The organism is Pseudoduganella sp. R-34 (genome assembly GCF_049904655.1).
GTDB lineage: Bacteria > Pseudomonadota > Gammaproteobacteria > Burkholderiales > Burkholderiaceae_D > Rugamonas.
On record NZ_CP184572.1, the window covers coordinates 185,873 to 205,390 of the forward strand.

At 61.6% G+C, this 19,518-nt stretch carries 13 protein-coding genes; 5 read left to right on the top strand and 8 right to left on the bottom strand.

The window, feature by feature from the left end; genetic code table 11:
* Positions 1-70: 70 nt before the first annotated feature.
* The 6 genes from ACN9MW_RS00855 to ACN9MW_RS00880 all read right to left on the bottom strand — a co-directional run bounded on the left by ACN9MW_RS00855 (position 71) and on the right by ACN9MW_RS00880 (position 12,176).
* Entirely contained in the window at positions 71-1,534 is a 1,464-nt protein-coding gene (locus ACN9MW_RS00855) for a glutamate synthase subunit beta (protein WP_426166651.1), read from the bottom strand.
* A gap of 15 nt (positions 1,535-1,549) precedes the next feature.
* Entirely contained in the window at positions 1,550-6,271 is a 4,722-nt protein-coding gene (locus ACN9MW_RS00860; RefSeq protein ID WP_426166653.1) for a glutamate synthase-related protein, read from the bottom strand.
* 204 nt (positions 6,272-6,475) lie between these two features.
* Complete coding sequence (locus ACN9MW_RS00865) at positions 6,476-7,198, bottom strand: transposase (RefSeq protein WP_426166657.1); 723 nt, start codon at positions 7,196-7,198, stop codon at positions 6,476-6,478.
* A 63-nt stretch (positions 7,199-7,261) separates the two neighbouring features.
* Positions 7,262-7,942, bottom strand: a complete 681-nt coding sequence (locus tag ACN9MW_RS00870; RefSeq protein WP_055939590.1) for a response regulator transcription factor — start codon at positions 7,940-7,942, stop codon at positions 7,262-7,264.
* 87 nt (positions 7,943-8,029) lie between these two features.
* A complete protein-coding gene (locus ACN9MW_RS00875) occupies positions 8,030-9,061 on the bottom strand; it encodes a PAS domain-containing sensor histidine kinase (RefSeq protein WP_426166660.1) in 1,032 nt (343 codons plus the stop codon).
* A 4-nt stretch (positions 9,062-9,065) separates the two neighbouring features.
* Positions 9,066-12,176 carry a DEAD/DEAH box helicase gene (locus tag ACN9MW_RS00880; protein WP_426166662.1) on the bottom strand — a complete coding sequence of 1,037 codons (3,111 nt, stop codon included), beginning with the start codon at positions 12,174-12,176 and terminating at the stop codon, positions 9,066-9,068.
* Positions 12,177-12,368: 192 nt separating this feature from the next.
* On the opposite strand from ACN9MW_RS00880, the gene ACN9MW_RS00885 reads away from it, so the two are divergent.
* The 3 genes from ACN9MW_RS00885 (at position 12,369) to ACN9MW_RS00895 (ending at position 15,853) form a co-directional block, all read left to right on the top strand.
* Positions 12,369-14,717, top strand: coding sequence for a Tex family protein (locus tag ACN9MW_RS00885; RefSeq protein ID WP_426166664.1), 2,349 nt, complete (start codon positions 12,369-12,371; stop codon positions 14,715-14,717).
* Positions 14,718-14,946: 229 nt separating this feature from the next.
* Entirely contained in the window at positions 14,947-15,264 is a 318-nt protein-coding gene (grxD, locus tag ACN9MW_RS00890) for a Grx4 family monothiol glutaredoxin (protein ID WP_057265627.1), read from the top strand.
* A complete protein-coding gene (locus tag ACN9MW_RS00895) occupies positions 15,257-15,853 on the top strand; it encodes a UbiX family flavin prenyltransferase (protein ID WP_426166667.1) in 597 nt (198 codons plus the stop codon). The genes grxD and ACN9MW_RS00895 overlap by 8 nt, the downstream gene beginning before the upstream one ends.
* 209 nt (positions 15,854-16,062) lie before the next feature.
* Here the strand turns inward: ACN9MW_RS00895 and ACN9MW_RS00900 are convergent, their stop codons facing one another.
* Together ACN9MW_RS00900 and ACN9MW_RS00905 are read right to left on the bottom strand one after the other, a co-directional pair.
* The gene (locus ACN9MW_RS00900; RefSeq protein WP_426166669.1) at positions 16,063-16,473 is read right to left on the bottom strand and encodes a hypothetical protein; all 411 of its coding nucleotides are present in this window, start codon (positions 16,471-16,473) and stop codon (positions 16,063-16,065) included.
* A gap of 269 nt (positions 16,474-16,742) precedes the next feature.
* Complete coding sequence (locus ACN9MW_RS00905) at positions 16,743-17,807, bottom strand: MBL fold metallo-hydrolase (RefSeq protein ID WP_426166671.1); 1,065 nt, start codon at positions 17,805-17,807, stop codon at positions 16,743-16,745.
* A 48-nt stretch (positions 17,808-17,855) separates the two neighbouring features.
* On the opposite strand from ACN9MW_RS00905, the gene ACN9MW_RS00910 reads away from it, so the two are divergent.
* Both ACN9MW_RS00910 and ACN9MW_RS00915 read left to right on the top strand, forming a co-directional pair.
* Positions 17,856-18,260, top strand: coding sequence for a MerR family transcriptional regulator (locus ACN9MW_RS00910; protein WP_426166673.1), 405 nt, complete (start codon positions 17,856-17,858; stop codon positions 18,258-18,260).
* 66 nt (positions 18,261-18,326) lie between these two features.
* Complete coding sequence (locus tag ACN9MW_RS00915) at positions 18,327-19,511, top strand: isovaleryl-CoA dehydrogenase (protein WP_426166675.1); 1,185 nt, start codon at positions 18,327-18,329, stop codon at positions 19,509-19,511.
* The last annotated feature ends 7 nt before the right edge of the window (positions 19,512-19,518 follow it).

Sequence of the window (19,518 nt, forward strand, 5' to 3'; positions counted from 1 at the left end):
GTGCTGCCAGTTTACGCTCATGGAAAACTTCGTCAAGCGCACTGGGCTGTGCGCTTGACGTGAGGCGGGATCAGCGCGGCAGGACCGAGGTGCCCATCAGGTACTCGTCGACAGCGCGGGCGCACTGACGGCCTTCACGGATCGCCCACACTACCAGCGACTGGCCACGGCGCATGTCGCCTGCTGCGAACACGCCAGGCTTGCTGGTCTTGTAGCTGTTGTCGCCTTCAGTCGCGGCGCGGGCATTGCCGCGTGCGTCCTTGTCGACACCAAAGGCGTCCAACACCTGCTGCACCGGCGAGACGAAGCCCATGGCCAGCAGCACCAGGTCGGCCTTCATTTCGAATTCCGAGTTCGGCACTTCGGTCATCTTGCCGTCTTTCCATTCGACGCGGCAGGCGACCAGCTTTTCAACCTTGCCGTTCTTGCCTTCGAGACGCTTGGTGGCGACGGCCCAGTCACGCTCGCAGCCTTCTTCGTGCGAAGACGAGGTGCGCAGCTTGGTCGGCCAGTACGGCCATACCAGCGGCTTGTTTTCCTGCTCCGGCGGCATCGGCATCAGTTCGAACTGGGTGACGCTGGCAGCGCCATGGCGGTTCGAGGTGCCAACGCAGTCGGAACCGGTATCGCCGCCGCCGATCACGATCACGTGCTTGCCGGTGGCCTTGATCTGGTCCTTGATCTTGTCGCCCGCGTTGACCTTGTTCTGCTGCGGCAGGAAATCCATCGCGAAGTGGACGCCTTTCAGTTCACGGCCCGGCACCGGCAGGTCACGTGGCTGCTCGGCGCCGCCCGCCATCACCACGGCGTCGAAATCTTTTTCCAGGTCTTCCGGGAAGATGGTTTCCTTGGAGCCGTTGGCAACGGTGGCCGGGAAGTCCTTGCCGATCAGGACGGAGGTGCGGAACTTCACGCCTTCTGCTTCCATCTGCTCGACACGGCGGTCGATGTGGTGCTTCTCCATCTTGAAGTCAGGGATGCCGTAGCGCAGCAGGCCGCCGATGCGGTCGGCCTTCTCGAACACGGTCACGTCATGGCCGGCGCGCGCCAGCTGCTGCGCAGCGGCCAGGCCTGCAGGACCGGAACCGACCACGGCAACCTTCTTGCCAGTCTTGACTTCGGCCGGCTGCGGCACGACCCAGCCGTGCTCCCAGCCTTCATCGATGATCTTGTGTTCGATCGACTTGATGCCGACCGGCAGCTCGTGGATGCCCAAGGTACAGGCGCTCTCGCAAGGCGCCGGGCAGATGCGGCCCGTGAACTCGGGGAAGTTGTTGGTCGAGTGCAGCACGTTCAGCGCTTCGCGGTAGTGGCCGCGATAGACCAGGTCATTCCAGTCCGGGATGATGTTGTTGACCGGGCAGCCCGAGTTACAGAACGGGATGCCGCAGTCCATGCAGCGCGCGCCCTGTACCTTGGCCTGGTCGTTGGTCAGGTGAATGACGAATTCTTTGTAGTTCTTGAGGCGAGCCTCGGGTGCCAGGTAGCTTTCTTCCTGGCGCTGGAATTCCATGAAACCGGTGATCTTACCCATTTTTCTGATCCTCTCTTACGCAGCGATTGCTTGAGTTTCCGCTTCGATCGCGGCGTTGTCTGCCATTTCCACCAGGGCGCGTTTGTACTCGCTCGGGAACACCTTGACGAACTTGGAACGGCTCTCGTTCCAGTTGTCGAGCAACAGGCGCGCGCGCGTGCTGCCGGTGTGTTTGAAGTGGCGCTCAATCAAGCGTTTGAGGATGATTTCATCGGCCTCCGGTTCGCCATTGCGATGCTGGCTATGCCAGGTGGCTTTGTCGACCAGCTGGTCGGCGGCCGCCTTCACTTCTTCCAGGCTCACCATGGACATATTGCACTTGCTGTGGAATTCGCCGTCCGGGTCGTACACGTAGGCGATACCGCCCGACATGCCCGCCGCGAAGTTGCGGCCGGTGGCGCCCAGCACGACCACGGTACCGCCGGTCATGTATTCGCAACCGTGGTCGCCCAAGCCTTCCACGATCGCGGTGGCGCCGGAGTTACGCACAGCGAAACGCTCGCCAGCCACGCCGTTGATGAAGGCTTCGCCGGCAACTGCACCGTACATGACGGTGTTGCCAACGATGATGTTGTTCACGGCCCAGCCGCGGAACTCGGTGTTCGGGCGCACGATGATGCGGCCGCCCGACAGGCCCTTGCCCACGTAGTCGTTGCCTTCGCCCACCAGGTCGATGGTGATGCCCGCTGCCAGGAAGGCCGCAGCCGACTGGCCTGCGGTGCCTTGCAGCTGGATGTGGATGGTGTCGTCCGGCAGGCCGGCGTGGCCGTATTTCAGGGCCACTTCGCCCGACAGCATGGTACCGACGGTGCGGTTGACGTTCTTCACCGGCGAGATGAAGGACACGCGCTCGCCCTTTTCCAGCGCAGGCTTGGCTTGTGCGATCAGCTTCAGGTCCAGTGCCTTGTCCAGGCCGTGGTCCTGCTCTTCGGTGTGGTAAATCAGCTTGCCGTCGTCCACTTTCGGCTGGTAGAACACATTGGTGAAGTCCAGGCCCTGTGCCTTCCAGTGGGTGATGGCTTTCGACTTGTCCAGCAGGTCGGCGCGGCCGATCAGTTCGTCGAAGGTGCGGATGCCCAGTTGTGCCATCAGCTGGCGCGCTTCCTCGGCGACGAAGAAGAAGTAGTTCACCACGTGCTCAGGCTTGCCCTGGAACTTCTTGCGCAGCTCCGGATCCTGGGTCGCAACGCCGACCGGGCAGGTGTTCAGGTGGCACTTGCGCATCATGATGCAGCCTTCCACCACCAGCGGTGCGGTGGCGAAACCGACTTCGTCGGCGCCCAGCAGGGCAGCGATCACCACGTCGCGGCCGGTACGCATCTGGCCGTCGGCCTGGACGCGCACACGGCTGCGCAGGCCGTTCAGCACCAAGGTCTGCTGGGTTTCGGACAGGCCCAGCTCCCATGGCGTACCGGCATGCTTGACGGAGGACAGCGGCGATGCGCCGGTGCCACCGTCATGGCCAGCCACCACGATGTGGTCGGCCTTGGCTTTCGATACGCCGGCGGCCACGGTACCGATACCGACTTCCGACACCAGCTTGACCGAGATCGAAGCGCGCGGGTTGGCGTTCTTCAGGTCGTGGATCAGCTGCGCCAGGTCTTCGATCGAGTAGATGTCGTGGTGCGGCGGCGGCGAGATCAGGCCCACGCCCGGTACCGAGAAGCGCAGCTGCGCAATGTACTCGGACACCTTGTGGCCCGGCAGCTGGCCGCCTTCGCCCGGCTTGGCGCCCTGCGCCATCTTGATCTGGATCTGGTCGGCGGAGTTCAGGTACTCCGCGGTCACGCCGAAGCGGCCGGATGCCACCTGCTTGATGCGCGAACGCAGCGAGTCGCCTTCCTGCAGCGGAATGTCGGATTCGACCTGGTCCTTGCCCAGCTCGGAAGCCAGCGTCGCACCGACCTTGATCGGGATGCCTTTCAGCTCATTGCTGTAACGGCGTGGATCTTCGCCGCCTTCACCGGTGTTGGATTTGCCGCCGATACGATTCATGGCGATGGCCAGGGTGGCGTGGGCTTCGGTCGAGATCGAGCCCAGCGACATCGCACCGGTAGCGAAACGCTTGACGATTTCCTTGGCCGGTTCCACTTCGTCCAGCGGGATTGCCTTGGTCGGATCGATCTTGAATTCGAACAGGCCGCGCAGGGTCAGGTGGCGCTTGCTCTGGTCGTTGATCAGCTGTGCATACTCTTTATAGGTCGAGTAGTTGTTGGAGCGGGTCGAGTGCTGCAGCTTGGCGATGGCGTCCGGCGTCCACAGGTGGTCTTCGCCGCGCACGCGGTACGCGTATTCGCCGCCTGCATCCAGCGCGTCCGCCAGCACCGGGTCATTGCCGAAGGCCAGCTTGTGCAGGCGCAGGCCTTCCTCGGCCACTTCGAACAGGCCGATGCCTTCCACGTTCGACTGGGTGCCGCGGAAGTACTTGTCGACCAGCTGGCGGTTCAGGCCAACGGCTTCGAAGATCTGGGCACCGCAGTAGGACATGTAGGTCGAGATGCCCATCTTCGACATCACCTTCATCAGGCCTTTGCCGACTGCCTTGGTGTAGTTGTAGATGGCGGTTTCCGGAGTCAGGTCGCCCGGCAGCGAGTGCGCCAGTTCGGCCAGCGATTCCATCGCCAGGTAAGGGTGGACTGCTTCCGCGCCGTAGCCGGCCAGCAGGGCGAAGTGGTGGGTTTCGCGGGCGGAGCCGGTTTCCACCACCAGGCCGGTGGAGGCGCGCAGGCCCTTGCTCACCAGGTGCAGGTGGATTGTCGACGTTGCCAGCAGGGCCGGGATCGCCACGCGGTCCGGACCGACGGTGCGGTCGGAAATGATCAGGATGTTGTGGCCGGACTTCACCGCGTCCACGGCTTCCGCGCACAGCGATGCCAGCGAAGCTTCCACGCCTTCCTTGCCCCAGGCCAGCGGGTAGCAGATGCTCAGCTCATAGGACTTGAACTTGCCGCCGGTGTGCTGGCTGATGGTCCGCAGGCGCGCGATGTCGTCGAAGCCCAGCACCGGCTGCGACACTTCAAGGCGCATCGGCGGGTTGACGTTGTTGGTATCCAGCAGGTTCGGTTTCGGGCCGATGAAGGACACCAGCGACATCACCATCGCTTCGCGGATCGGGTCGATCGGCGGGTTGGTTACCTGCGCGAACAGTTGCTTGAAGTAGTTGTACAGCGGCTTCAGCTTGTTGGAAGTGACGGCCAGCGGCGAGTCGTTGCCCATCGAGCCGACAGCTTCTTCGCCGTTAATTGCCATTGGCGCCAGGATGAAGCGCATGTCTTCCTGGGTATAGCCGAACACCTGCTGGCGGTCCAGCAGCGATGCGGACTGCTTCTCGCCGGCAGCCGGACCGTACTTGGCCACGTTGGCAGCGGTCTGGCTTTCGCTCATTTTGAGCTCGCCCAGCTTGATACGCACCGCGTTGATCCATGCCTTGTATGGCTTGGCGTTGGCGTAGGTGTCTTTCAGTTCCTTGTCGTCGATGATGCGGCCGGCTTCCAGGTCGATCAGGAACATCTTGCCCGGCTGCAGGCGCCATTTCTGGATGATCTTCGATTCCGGGATCGGCAGCACGCCCGATTCGGACGCCATCACGACCAGGTCGTCGTCGGTCACGATGTAGCGGGCAGGACGCAGGCCATTGCGGTCCAGGGTGCCGCCGATGTAGCGGCCGTCGGTGAAGGCCATGGCGGCCGGGCCGTCCCATGGTTCCATCATCGATGCGTAGTATTCGTAGAAGGCCTTGCGGTTGTCGTCCATCAGCGTGTGGTTTTCCCACGCTTCAGGAATCATCATCATCATCGCCTGCGCCAGCGGATAGCCCGCCATCAGCAGCAGTTCCAGCGCATTGTCGAAGCAGGCGGTGTCAGACTGGCCTTCATAGATCAGCGGGAACAGCTTCTGCAGGTCGTCGCCCAGCACGGCGGACTTCATCACGCCTTCGCGGGCGCGCATCCAGTTGAAGTTGCCCTTCACGGTGTTGATCTCGCCATTGTGCGCGATCAGGCGGTATGGGTGGGCCAGGGGCCACTCAGGGAAGGTGTTGGTCGAGAAACGCTGGTGCACCAGCGCCAGCGCGGAGATGCAGCGCGGATCCTGCAGGTCCTTGTAGTATACGCCCACCTGGTCGGCCAGCAGCAGGCCCTTGTACACGACGGTACGTGCCGACATGGACGGCACGAAGAATTCCTTGCCGTGGATCAGTTTCAGCGCCTGGATCGCGTGGCCCGACGATTTGCGGATGACGTACAGCTTGCGCTCCAGCGCGTCGGTCACCATCACGTCCTGGCCGCGGCCGATGAAGATCTGGCGGATGACCGGCTCTTTTTCGCGCACGCGCGGCGACATCGGCATCTCCGAGTCGATCGGCACGTTACGCCAGCCCAGTACGACCTGGCCTTCGATACGCACAGCGCGTTCAATTTCCTGTTCGCAAGCGATGCGGGAAGCATTTTCCTTCGGCAGGAACACCATGCCGACGCCGTATTCGCCTGGCGGCGGCAGTTCGACACCCTGCTTGGCCATTTCGTCGCGGTAGAACTGGTCCGGAATCTGGATCAGGATGCCGGCGCCGTCGCCCATCAGCTTGTCCGCGCCGACCGCACCCCTGTGGTCCAGGTTCTTCAGGATCAGCAGACCCTGTTCGACGATCGAGTGGCTCTTGTTGCCTTTGATGTGGGCGACGAAACCGACGCCACAGGCGTCATGTTCGTTGGCTGGGTTGTACAAACCTTGCGCTTGCATGCGATTCTCCGCTGAATTTTTGGTCACGAAAATCCAGAGTAATGCAGTGCACAAAATCGCGCAAGAAAAACAAATAGGGTCGGAGTCGAATTAAATCGGCGACAGTCGCGCGGAAATTTAATTGGGGACAGAGTGCCAGCCAAGACCGGTAAACCAGTGTCTGACCCATAGGGTCAGGCACTTTCGGCCCGCGTCCACCGCGTCTTAAAGGGTCTGACCCTGCGGGTCAGACCCTGGTTTACCTGTTTTGGCTGGCCGCCCCCGCTTAGCCGGCAGCACCTGCCGCTTCATGCGCCGCTCCAGTTCAGCCTTCCATTTGTCGCTGCCCAAAGGCCAGCCTTTCAGCGCCGCGCTCTCGATTGCCCGCTGGTCCACTCCAGCCAGCCCCTGCGCCGCCAGTTCTATATAGGCCGCCTCGCGCTGGAACGGCGTATTGCCCAGCGCCCAGTAGATCGGATGATCGTTCACCGCCCCATCCTGGCGAATCCCCGCATGGTGTGGATAGCTCGACCACTGGTAATGCTCCGGCCCTTCGGCCAGTCGCGCTCGGACCGCAGCGAATTCAATGTATTTAGAGCAAGAAATGAAGTAGCGCTCCGCCTCGATCACCGAGGTTTTATAGCGCCCCTGCCACAGAGTGCCGGCCCGGGAGTATTTCTGGTTGAAATAAGGGACATAGTGCCGCCCGATCCATTGCATCATGCCACCCAGGCCTTCCTCGTCGCTGGGAGAGGCTAGCAGGTGCAATTCGCCCGGCAAAAGGGTGTAGGCATGCACCGCCACCTTGTATTGGCGGGCGGCGGCGCGCATCCACGCGATGAAACTGCTGAAATCTTCAGCATCCAGGAACACTTCCTGGCCATTCAGGCCACGCTGGATGATGTAATGCGGCTGGTTGGGAACGACGAGACGAGGCAGACGGGCCATGAAAACAAAAAGGGTAGGATCGGGAAACCCCGATTCTACCCAGTTCGCTTGACTCTGTCCCTATTAAGAGAGATTGAAGCTGGCGGACAGGCTGTAACCCTCGCCGTAGGCCGAACGCAGGGGCAAATCCTGGCCCAGGCCGCTACGCGCCTTTTTGCGTAAACGATACACCAGCATGTCGACGCGGCGGCCGGCATCCGGATCGTCGCCGCCAATGCCAGCCACGATCACCTGGCGCGGCACCGGACGGGTGTTAATGGTCAGCAAGTGCAGGAAATTGCACTCTTTCTCGGTCAGGGTGATGGCCTGGCCCTGCAGTTCCAGCTGGCGGGCCGAGACCTTCAGGGTCCACTTGCTTGGAACAGGGATGGCTTCCTGCGGGCCGACGCGGCGGTCCAGCGCCTCGATATGGGCGGCCAGTTCCGGGAACTTGATCGGCTTGGTCAGGTAATGGTCGGCGCCCAGGCGCAGGCCCATGATGCGGGAGTCGAAGGCCACGCGGCCGGTCAGCACGAGCAGGCCGATCTGAGGGTACAGCTGGCGCATGCGCGGGATGACATTGAAGCCATCCTCATCCGGCAAGCCCAGGTCGAGCACGACAACGCCCACGGTGCCCTGGCTGAGGGCGGACCACATTTCCTGGGCGTTATTGGTGGTGTGAACTACATGGCCAAGTTCAGCCAGGAAATCCGCCATCTCTTCGGCGTATTCCAGGTTGTCTTCCACGATGAGTATTTGCGTCATTGATGCGCCATTTTCCATTCAGTCGCGAGCCGGGGTTTAGGGCTTGCGTCGAAGAATTATCACGGTTGGTCACGGGCTGCGCAAGCCTTAAGCAGCGACCGGGAGCCAAATCCGAAATTTCTTGCCGCTTTCAGGCAAATTTTCCACAGACAGTGTGCCGCCGTGGACCTCAACAACATTCCTGGCCATATACAGGCCGAGGCCGGAACCGGCATGCCCTGCGGCAGCCTTGCCTCGGTAACCCTTGTCGAAGAGTTTGCCTAGCTCATCATCCGGAACGGGAGCGCCGTGGTCGATGACGAGGAGTTCAACCCCGCCTTCGCTGGCTTTCCTACCCTGCAATTCTATCGCAACGTTGTCATTAGTGTACTTGAGGGCGTTATCTAAAAGTATGTCGAGACACAAACGCATGCCCTGCGGATCGCAACGCATCCATTGCGGCAAGCCTTCTGCACGCACCGTGATGTCGCCGCGACGCTGGCGCGCGGCTTCGGCCGCCGTTTCCAGCAAGGCTTCCGGCGAGATTTCGTCGGCCTGGCGCTTGCGGCCAATGCTGGCCATGCGCTCAGGGCTCAGGTATTCGTTGATCAACTCCAACAAGCGGTCGACCGACGTCTGTATCTTGCGGTAGCGCTTCTTGGTGTTTTCATCAGCATTGGCCGAAGTCATTTCCAGGCGCTGAATCGCACCGTCGATCGTGGAGAGCGGCGTGCGGAATTCATGCGACACCATGGACGCAAATTTCTTTTGCTGCTTCTCACGCTCGATGCGATCGCGGATATCGCGCACCGTGCCGACCAGGCGCAGCACGCCGCTATCGACGTCGGGCACCAGGGTCGATTCGATTTCGACCGGGATCATCACACCGTCGCGGCCCGTCATTTCCGCATCGCGCACGGTATGGCGCCGTGTGGTATCGCCGGAGGTGTAGGCTTCCAGCCGTTCCGGCAGTTCGCCCATCAAGTCGGCCGCAACCTGCTGAGCGCGGTCCGGCATGTAGCCAAACAGCTTTTCAGCAGAAGGGCTGACGTACAGCAGCTGGCCACTATCGCAGTCCAGCATCCAGTGTACGTCGCTGCTGTGGTCGAGGATCTGGCGATAGTGTTCAGCACTCAGCATGGGATCAATCCTGTAACGGTGCGAAGATCTGTTGCAGGTCTTCCTGGGTCAATGCCATCTTCTGCGATTCGCCTTCGGCCAGCACGGATTGCGCCAGGTCCGATTTCTTCTGCTGCAGCAGCTGGATCTTTTCTTCCAGCGTGCCCTTGGCGATCAGCTTGTACACAAACACCGGCTTGTCCTGGCCGATACGCCAGGCGCGGTCGGTGGCCTGGTTCTCGGCGGCAGGATTCCACCACGGATCGTAATGGATCACTGTGTCGGCTGCAGTCAGGTTCAAGCCCACGCCGCCGGCCTTCAGCGAAATCAGGAAGATCGGCACCGCGCCTTGCTGGAAGGCAGCCACCTGGGCGCCGCGGTCGCGGGTTTCTCCGGTCAGGATGGCGTACGGAATATCGCGTGCTTCCAGTTCTTCCTCGATCAGTTCCAGCATCGAAGTGAATTGCGAGAACACCAGGATCTTGCGCTTCTCTTCCAGCAGGTCTTCCACCATCTGCATCAGGTCGATCAGCTTGGCCGAACCAGCGGAGGCGGCTTTCTTGGTAGTCTTCACCAGGCGCGGATCGCAGCAGACCTGGCGCAGCTTGAGCAGCGCTTCCAGGATCACGATCTGCGAGCGCGCCACGCCCTTGCGATCGATCTCCTCGCGCACTTTCTGGTCCATGGCCAGGCGCACAGTTTCGTACAGGTCGCGCTGCGCGCCGCTGAGCTCCACCTTGCGCACCATCTCGGTCTTCGGCGGCAGTTCCTTGGCCACGCTGTCCTTGGTACGGCGCACCAGGAAAGGCTTGATGCGGCGGTTCAGCAACTGGCGGCGCTGCGGATCATCCTGGCGCTCGATCGGGTGGCGGAAGTTGCTGTTGAAGGTCTTCTCGTCGCCCAGCAAGCCCGGCAACAGGAAGTGGAATTGCGACCACAGCTCGCCGAGGTGGTTTTCCAGCGGCGTGCCGGACAGGCACAGGCGGTGGCGCGCACGCAGCAGGCCCGCGCTCTGGGCGGCCTTCGATCGGGTGTTCTTGATGTAGTGCGATTCGTCCAGGATCACCAGGTGGAAATCATGCTCGCGCAGCTTTTCCTCGTCGCGCGGCAGCAGGGCGTAGGTGGTCAGCACCAGGTCGACTTTCGGGATCTCGTCGAACAGCTCGGCGCGGTCCTTGCCCTGCAACAGCAGCACTTTCAGGCCAGGCGCGAAGCGGGCGGCTTCATCCTGCCAGTTGTTCATCAGGCTGGTGGGCGCGATGACCAGGGCTGGATGATCCAGGCGGCCGGCTTCTTTCTCCACCAGGATGTGGGCGATAGTTTGCACCGTCTTGCCCAGGCCCATGTCGTCGGCCAGGATGCCGCCGAAGTTGTACTCGCGCAGAAACTGCATCCAGCTCAGGCCGTCGGTCTGGTAATCGCGCAGGGTCGCTTGCAGGCCGGCCGGGGTCGGCACACGCTTGACCGAGGAGAACTGGTTGAGCTTGCGGCCCATTTCACGCAACTCTTCGCCGCCGGTCCACTGGAAGTCGACATTGCGCGCCAGCTCGTCCAGGCGCGCCGCATCCAGCGAGGACATGCGCACCGAATGGCGGATCTTTTCGCTGAAGTAGAGCTCGCCGATCGTCGCCAGGATAGGGCGCAGGCGGTTCCATGGCAGGGCCACGCGCGTACCGTCCGGCAGCGCGGCCAGCATCTGGTCCGAGTCGCCATGCACAGCCAGCGCTTTCGGGCTGAAGTCGTTCGGGAAATTGCGGATCATCTGCACCAGCACCGGCAGCAGCGGCACGCGCTCGCCATTGACGGTGATGCCGAGTTCCAGGTCGAACCAGGCATTGCCATTCTCGGTGGTTTCTTCCTCGACTTCGGCGTACCAGTCGTCGACCGCCACCATGTCGTAGCGGTACTTCGGCGATTTCTCGACGCGCCAGCCGGCAGCCAGCAATTCATCGATGCCGGATTCGGCGAAGCGGATCCAATCGGCCTGGTTGGCCAGCAACAGGCCGCCGCGCACGCTGGACAGCGGCAGCGCGGTCGGTTTCTTGAAGCCCAGCTGGGTCAGGGTTTCCAGCGCCGCCGCCTCGGCAGCCTCGTCACGCTGGATGATTTCGGTCACTTCGCCGCGCTGGCGCACCACGCGCTGCGACGGGTCGAAGGAAACGCGTTCGCCATCGTAGTCATAGGACAACACGGCATAGTCATTCCAGCGCTGCAGGGTGCCGTCGGCCAGTTGCGCCGAATCGAGCACCAGGATAGGCCGCGGCTTGACGTCGGTCCGCACGCGCTGGGGCAGCGGCTGTGGCAACGGCATCAATTGCTGCAGGCCGTGCGCCAGCAGCAGCTGCGATACCCGCATCTTATCGTTCGGCATCAGCAGCGGCGCCTGCGCCACCAGGGCCTGCAGGTCGGCCAGCGGAATGGTGGTGCCGCCCTGGTTCAGTTGCAGCACGCCGGTCGACAGGTTGTCGATATACCACGGCGGTTCGGTCGGCAGCATGTAGTCGATCTGGTCGGCGCCATGGTGGCGCGCCCCTTCCTGCACGTCGACCTGCCAGCCAAGGCGCAGGCCCTTGCCCTCCTCGCGCCAGGCCAGGCTGGCATTGCGCTTGTCGCCAGCCTTCATCGGATAGACCAGGCCGTTGCCCACGTCGGACCAGGAGTTCGCCCACAGCAGCTTGTCCTGTTCGGACAACATTTGCAGCAGCGCCGCGCCGATCTTGCCGCGCGGCTCAGTGGCGCTGCCGGTCTGGGAATTGGGCCCGCTGCGCATGGCCACGAAGAAGCGGACCAGGTCTTCATCGCCCGGCGCCAGGAATGCTGGCGGAGCGGAGAGCAGGGAAAACACTTCGCTGACCGGGGTGGCCGCAGCCACGTCCCCGTTCGGTTTCAGGCGCGCCTTGTACAGGCAGAGCGCGACATGGCGCCCGCCGCTGGTCGGCGCCAGCACATAAATCAGTTTGTAGTTGGTCTGTTTCGGGTCGATTTCGACCGGGGCCAGTTTTGGCTTGGGATGCGCGGCTGCATCCACCCTCTGCAACCATGTCGCCACAGCATAGGGAAGCTGGTTGGGCGGAGCAGCTGGTGCGGGAGCCGGTGCGACTGGAGTTTCGCGGGCTTCGTCGCGGGTAATATCCATTGGGCGCATTCTTTTAAATCAGCGGTTCAAAAACAGCAACATGCAATATTATCCGCCTTCCACGTTTTCGTGTTTGTGAAAATCCTAACTTAGTGCAACTACAAGTTAGACGGACAACATTGACTAATTAATAATAATCGATTCCCGGGCCCGTGTTGTATGATTTCGGCCTTCACAGTTTGGAATACCGTCATGCTGCCTTCTATCGAACAACGCCTTGCCCTCGAACTGGCCGCCAAGCCGGCCCAGGTCGCCGCCGCCATCGCCCTGCTGGACGAAGGCGCCACCGTCCCGTTTATCGCCCGCTACCGCAAGGAAGCGACCGGCGGCCTGGACGACACCCAGCTGCGCAATCTCGAAGAGCGCCTGCGCTACCTGCGCGAGCTGGAAGAACGCCGTGAAGCGATCGTCAACTCGATTACCGAGCAAGGCAAGATGACGCCGGAGCTGCTAGATGCGGTCATGCACGCAGAGGACAAGACCCGGCTGGAAGACCTTTACCTCCCCTACAAGCAAAAACGCCGCACCAAGGCCCAGATCGCCATCGAAGCGGGCCTGGCCCCGCTGGCCGACGCCCTGCTGGCCGACCCGACCCTGAATCCCGAGGAACAGGCCGCCGGTTACCTGCGCGAAGCCTTCGAGACCGCCGACGGCAAGAATCCTGGCGTGGCCGACGCCAAGGCCGCCCTCGACGGCGCCCGCCAGATCCTGATGGAACGCTTCGCGGAAGACGCCACCCTGCTGCAATCGCTGCGCGAATATGTCCAAGAGCATGGCGTAGTTGAATCGAAAGTTGTTGAGGGAAAGCAAGAAGAGGGCGAAAAGTTCGCCGATTACTTCGATTATTCCGAGCCGCTGGCCGCCGTACCGTCGCATCGCGCCCTGGCACTGTTGCGCGGACGCCGGGAAGGCATGCTGGACGTCACCCTGCGTCTCGATTCGGAAGAGGAAAAGCCGAAGTGGGACGCCCCGCATAACCCCTGCGAAAGCCGCATTTCGGCCCGTTTCGGCATCAAGCAAGCCGGCCGCCCCGCAGACAAATGGCTGGCCGACACCGTGCGCTGGACCTGGCGCGTGAAATCCTTCATGCACCTGGAAACCGAACTGATGGGCGCCCTGCGCGAAAAAGCCGAACTGGACGCCATCAACGTGTTTGCTACCAATTTGAAAGCTTTGTTGCTGGCCGCTCCGGCCGGCCCGCGCGCCACCATGGGCCTGGACCCAGGCCTGCGCACCGGCGTGAAAGTCGCCGTAGTCGACGCCACCGGCAAGGTTATGGATACCGCCACCATTTATCCACACCAGCCGCGCAACGACTGGCACGGCTCGCTGCACACCTTGTCGCGACTGGCCGCCAAGCACGGCGTGCAGCTGGTCTCGATCGGCAACGGAACCGCCTCGCGCGAAACTGACAAGCTGGCGCAAGACCTGATCAAGCAATGTCCGGAACTGAAGCTGACCAAGATCGTGGTCTCAGAAGCCGGCGCATCGGTGTACTCGGCCTCCGAATACGCCTCGCGCGAACTGCCGGAGCTGGACGTATCGCTGCGCGGCGCAGTCTCGATCGCGCGCCGTCTGCAAGACCCGCTGGCCGAGCTGGTGAAGATCGACCCGAAATCGATCGGCGTCGGCCAGTACCAGCACGACGTATCGCAGACCCAATTGGCGCGCTCGCTGGACGCAGTCGTAGAGGACTGCGTGAATGCGGTGGGTGTCGACGTGAACACCGCCTCGGCGCCGCTGCTGGCGCGCGTTTCCGGCCTGTCCGCCAGCGTAGCGCAAAGCATCGTCAGCTACCGCGACATGAAGGGCGCATTCGCCTCCCGTGCAGCGTTGAAGAACGTGCCGCGCCTGGGGGACAAGACCTTCGAGCAGGCAGCCGGCTTCCTGCGCGTAATGGGCGGAGAGAATCCGCTGGACGCGTCGGCCGTGCACCCTGAGTCATACCCGGTGGTCGAGAAGATCCTGGCCGACATCCAGAAAGACGTGCGCGGCGTGATCGGCGAAAGCAAGTTGCTGAAAGCGCTGTCCCCGGCCAAATATGCCGACGACAAGTTCGGCGTGCCGACCGTGACCGACATCATCAAGGAACTGGAAAAGCCGGGCCGCGACCCGCGCCCTGAATTCACCACCGCCACCTTCAAGGAAGGCGTGGAAGAGATCAGCGACCTGCGTCCGGACATGATCCTGGAAGGCGTAGTGACCAATGTGGCCGCCTTCGGCGCCTTCGTCGATATCGGTGTGCACCAGGACGGCCTGGTTCACATTTCCGCCCTCTCGAACACCTTCGTCAAAGACCCCCACACGGTGGTGAAAGCCGGCCAGGTGGTGAAGGTCAAGGTACTGGAGGTGGACGTGAAGCGCAAGCGTATTGCCCTGACCATGCGCCTGTCCGACAGCGCGCCCGTCGCCGGCTCCCGCCCAGAGCAGCGTAGCGACCGCAACGACCGCCGCGCCATGGGCCAGCAGCAAAAGCAGCAATCGCGCGAGCCAGTCCAGCAAAGCTCGATGGCCGCCGCCTTCGCCAAGCTGCGCAGCTAAACAAAAGTCGGGGTCAGGTCTGTCTTTTGGACAGCTAACGCAATCATTTGATCTTGCTCAATACGCGATTTCGCTACCTTTCGCGTATTGATTTTGATCAAAGGGTAGCGCTGTCTGTCCGAATGACAGACCTGACCCCGAATTACGCCAGGACATGACCTGTGTCATCAGGTAAGGCGCCGTTTCGCGGTAAAATGGCGGGATTCCAATCCTTAGCAGTGAGAATGCAATGAGCGACGTACAAACCTGGATCAAAGAAACCGTGACCAACACCCCCGTCGTGCTGTTCATGAAGGGCACCGCCCAGTTCCCACAGTGCGGCTTCTCCGGCCGTGCCATCCAGATCCTGAAAGCCTGCGGCGTTGAAAACATCGCCACCGTGAACGTACTGGATGATCCGGAAGTGCGCCAGGGCATCAAGGAATACTCGAACTGGCCAACCATCCCGCAGCTGTACGTGCGCGGTGAGTTCATCGGCGGCTCCGACATCATGTCCGAGATGTATGAATCCGGCGAACTGAAGGCCCTGCTGGACAATAATGGCTGATCGCCCGCAGCGGCTGGTCATTGCCATCACCGGCGCTACCGGCGCCGTGTACGGCGTGCGGCTGCTGCAGCATTTGAAGCAAGCGACGGGGCAGGATGGCCGTCCCGTCGAGACCCACCTGGTCATCTCCGACGCCGCGGTCCTCACCCTCCATCAGGAAACTGGCTTGCAGCGCAAGGAAGTCGAAGCGCTGGCCCATGTCGTCCATAAGCAGAACAATATCGGCGCTTCCATCGCCAGCGGCTCTTTCCAGGCCGACGGCATGGTGATCGCTCCCTGTTCAATGAAAACCCTGGCTTCCGTCGCGCATGGCCTGTCGGACAACCTGATCGCCCGTGCTGCCGATGTGATGCTGAAGGAGCGCCGCCGCCTGATACTGATGGTGCGCGAGACGCCTTTCAATCTTGCGCATCTGCGCAATATGACCGCTGTCACCGAAATGGGCGGCGTTATCTTTCCGCCATTGCCAAGTTTTTACCACCAGCCGGAATCCATCGATGAAATGGTGGACCACACCGTGGCCCGCGTGATCGACTTATTCGGCATATGTCACAATCTGGCCCCTCGCTGGAATGGCATGAACCCTTGAAAACATGCGCCTTTGCGGGCCAATGTATCAAGTTTGTTACAAAGTGGTCTGGTCGTTTGTGACATGGCAGGACACCATGTTGGCAGTATCAAAAACATCATTTTGACACTTGGGCGGGGCGCGCCGGGAGCCGGCGCGCTAAGTGAAACTCGGACGTGCTTTTGAAAGCAATTTGCCCCGTTTTGCGCAGGACAAATGGTGTCGTTTTGTTACTTTTGGTAGTTGACCCTCACCAGCATGCGAATAAATTCGCGCGCAATTTGCTTGTGATGGTCGTCCAGCCGTTGCAAATCAGCGATCAATTTGACGTCAGCCGACTCGAACCGGTTCAGGTTGCTACCGTTCGAATCTCCATTATGGTGCTCGATTTCGGCACCGCCAAAGCGCAGCCATTCAGCAGGAACGCCCAGCCACTGCGCAATCATGCGCAGCTTTTCCTGGGTCGGAATTGCCTCTCCAACCAGCCATTTTCGGGCGGCGTGGACCGTAATCGGTCTGCCCTCAAACCTGATGTTGAACTCTCTCGCCAGCCGGGTTGGGCTGTCCGGAGAGTAGTGGGCATTTTTCAAAGCCTGCTGGAGTCGCTGGCTGAAGCTTTCACGTTCGTTCGAAGAATTCATAGTTGCACTATTTCATGTCACAACATGAATGTCAGTCTCTAGAACCATCAGACCAATTGTGACAATTGTAGTTAACAACAATTAACAATTGGCGCTACAGACTGGACGATTTCCCGCTCTGCCAACCCGAATTTCTTTCGGTAAAATCGGTAAAAAGTAGCAGAATCTACTTGTCAGGGCGACAAATAATCGGTTACAACTTTGGAAATAAAGTTGCTTGGCGACTACAAACCTAGGGGCTGTCTTTGTTGTCGACCGGTCGGCTGGTATTAAAGACCGTCGGTAACTTTATGCGCCTTTATGAATTTCATGATGCCGTGATCTCCGGTATCCCGGCGCACGATACCATCCCGCCATAGCTTGTGAAGGTGGGCCAGCGCTTCGCCCAACGCGAAGCTGAGTTGGTGGGCATCCAGCGGGCGGCGGAACATGATTGGTACTATCTCTGCCGCGGAGCGCGGCTGATCCGTGCAGGCGGCCAGCACCTCGGCCAGGCGCGCCTCGTGGTGATCGCGCAACTGCTTGATGCGGGTGTGCAGGCCTCGGAATGGCCGGCCATGCGAGGGCAGCACCAGCACGTCTTCCGGCAGGGTGGCGAAGCGCTCGAGCGAATCGAGGTATTGCTGCAAGGGGTTGGCTTCGGGTTCAACCGCGAAAACCGACATATTGGTCGAAATGCGCGGCAAGACCATGTCGCCGGAAATCAGCACATTGAGCTGTTCGCAGTAGAGGGCGGCGTGTTCCGGCGAATGGCCGAAACCGGTGATCACGCGCCAGGTGGCGTCGCCGGCCGCGATCGCCTGGCCGTCCTGCAGGCGCACATAGGAAGCCGGCACAGAAGGCACCAGCGAGGGGTAGTAATTCTTCCGGGAGCGCATTTTCTCCAGCATTTCCGGGTCGACCAGGCCATGCCGTTCAAAATGGGGGACGGCCGAAGGGCCGTCGACGCCGGGCAAGCCGGCCGACATCATGCGTGCGAAGGCATACTCGCCCGCCGTCATCCACAACGAGACGCCAAAGCGCTGGCACAGCCAATCGGCGAGCCCGACGTGGTCCGGGTGACAGTGAGTGGCCACTACGCGCCGCAGCGGCTGGCCAGCCAGCGGCCCGGCCAGCACGGCATTCCAGGCTTCCCTGCTGGCGTCCAGCGCCACGCCGCAGTCCACCGCGCTCCAGCCATCGGCTTCGCGCAACAGCCACAGGTTGATGTGGTCGAGCGCGAACGGCAACGGCAGCCGCATCCACGCCACGCCGGGCGCGACTTCGAGCACCGTGCCGCTGGCCGGCAGGGTGTCGCCAAATGGATAGTCAAGCTGGGATTCGAGCGGGTTCATGGCGTACAATAGATTGACGTTACGTAAACGGAAGATCCATTGTAAGCCATGCCGACCTACACCATCACCGAACTGGCCCGTGAGTTCGATATCACCCCGCGCGCCATCCGCTTCTATGAAGACCAGGGCCTGTTGAGCCCATCGCGCGAAGGTGCCGGCGGCCGCAACCGCGTGTATACCCCACGCGACCGCACCCGCCTCAAACTGACACTGCGCGGCAAGCGCATCGGCCTGTCGCTCAGCGAAATCAAGAGCCTGGTCGACATGTATGAGTCGCCAAAGGACACCGAAGCCCAGATGAACCGCTTCCTGGGCGTGCTGTCGCAGCACCGCGAGACGCTGGAACAACAGCGCGAGGACATCGAAATGTCGCTGCAAGAGATCGCCACCCACGAGGAAGAGTGCAAGCGCCTGCTGGCAGCACTTGCCGAAAAGCAAACTACGGCTACTTGACGTTTACGTTAACGTCACTCAGGCGTATCATTTGCGCTTCAATACCCAACACCAATAGAGGAAGACATGCTCCATCTCCCAGGCCTGACCTTTGATCACGGCGAAGACATCGCCGCCCTGCGCGAAGCGGTACAGCAGTTCGCCGCCGCCGAAATCGCCCCGCGCGCCGCTGAAATCGACCGCACCGACCAGTTCCCGATGGACCTGTGGCGCAAGATGGGTGAATTGGGCCTGCTGGGCATCACCGTCGGCGAAGAATACGGCGGCTCGAACATGGGCTACCTGGCCCACATCATCGCGATGGAAGAAATTTCCCGCGCTTCCGCCTCGGTCGGCCTGTCGTACGGCGCGCACTCCAACCTGTGCGTCAACCAGATCAAGCGCAACGGCACCGAAGAACAGAAGAAGAAATACCTGCCGAAGCTGATCTCCGGTGAGCACGTGGGTGCGCTGGCCATGTCCGAGCCGAACGCCGGTTCCGACGTGGTGTCGATGAAGCTGCGCGCCGACTTCAAGGGCGACCGCTGGGTGCTGAACGGCACCAAGATGTGGATCACCAACGGCCCGGACGCCGACACCCTGGTGGTGTACGCCAAGAACGATCTGGAAGCCGGCCCGCGCGGCATGACCGCCTTCCTGATCGAGAAGGGCTTCAAGGGCTTCTCCATCGCCCAGAAGCTGGACAAGCTGGGCATGCGCGGCTCCCACACCGGCGAGCTGGTGTTTGAAGATTGCGAAGTGCCGGCCGAGAACGTGCTGGGCGGCCTGGGCAAGGGTGTCAACGTGCTGATGTCCGGCCTGGACTTCGAACGCACCGTGCTGTCCGGCGGCCCGCTGGGCATCATGTCGGCCTGTATGGACGCCGTGGTTCCTTACATCCACGACCGCAAGCAGTTCGGCCAGCCGATCGGCGAATTCCAGCTGATGCAGGGCAAGCTGGCGGACATGTACTCCACCATGATGGCTTGCCGCGCCTACGTCTACGCCGTGGGCCAGGCCTGCGACCGCGCCACCTCGCCTGAGCAGGTGCGCGCATTGCGCAAGGATGCCGCCGGCGCCATCCTGTACTCGGCCGAGAAGGCAACCTGGATGGCAGGCGAAGCAATCCAGACCTTGGGCGGCAATGGCTACATCAACGAGTACCCGGTCGGCCGCCTGTGGCGCGACGCCAAGCTGTACGAAATCGGCGCCGGCACCAGCGAAATCCGCCGCATGCTGATCGGCCGCGAACTGTTCGCCGAGACCAAGTAAGCGAAGC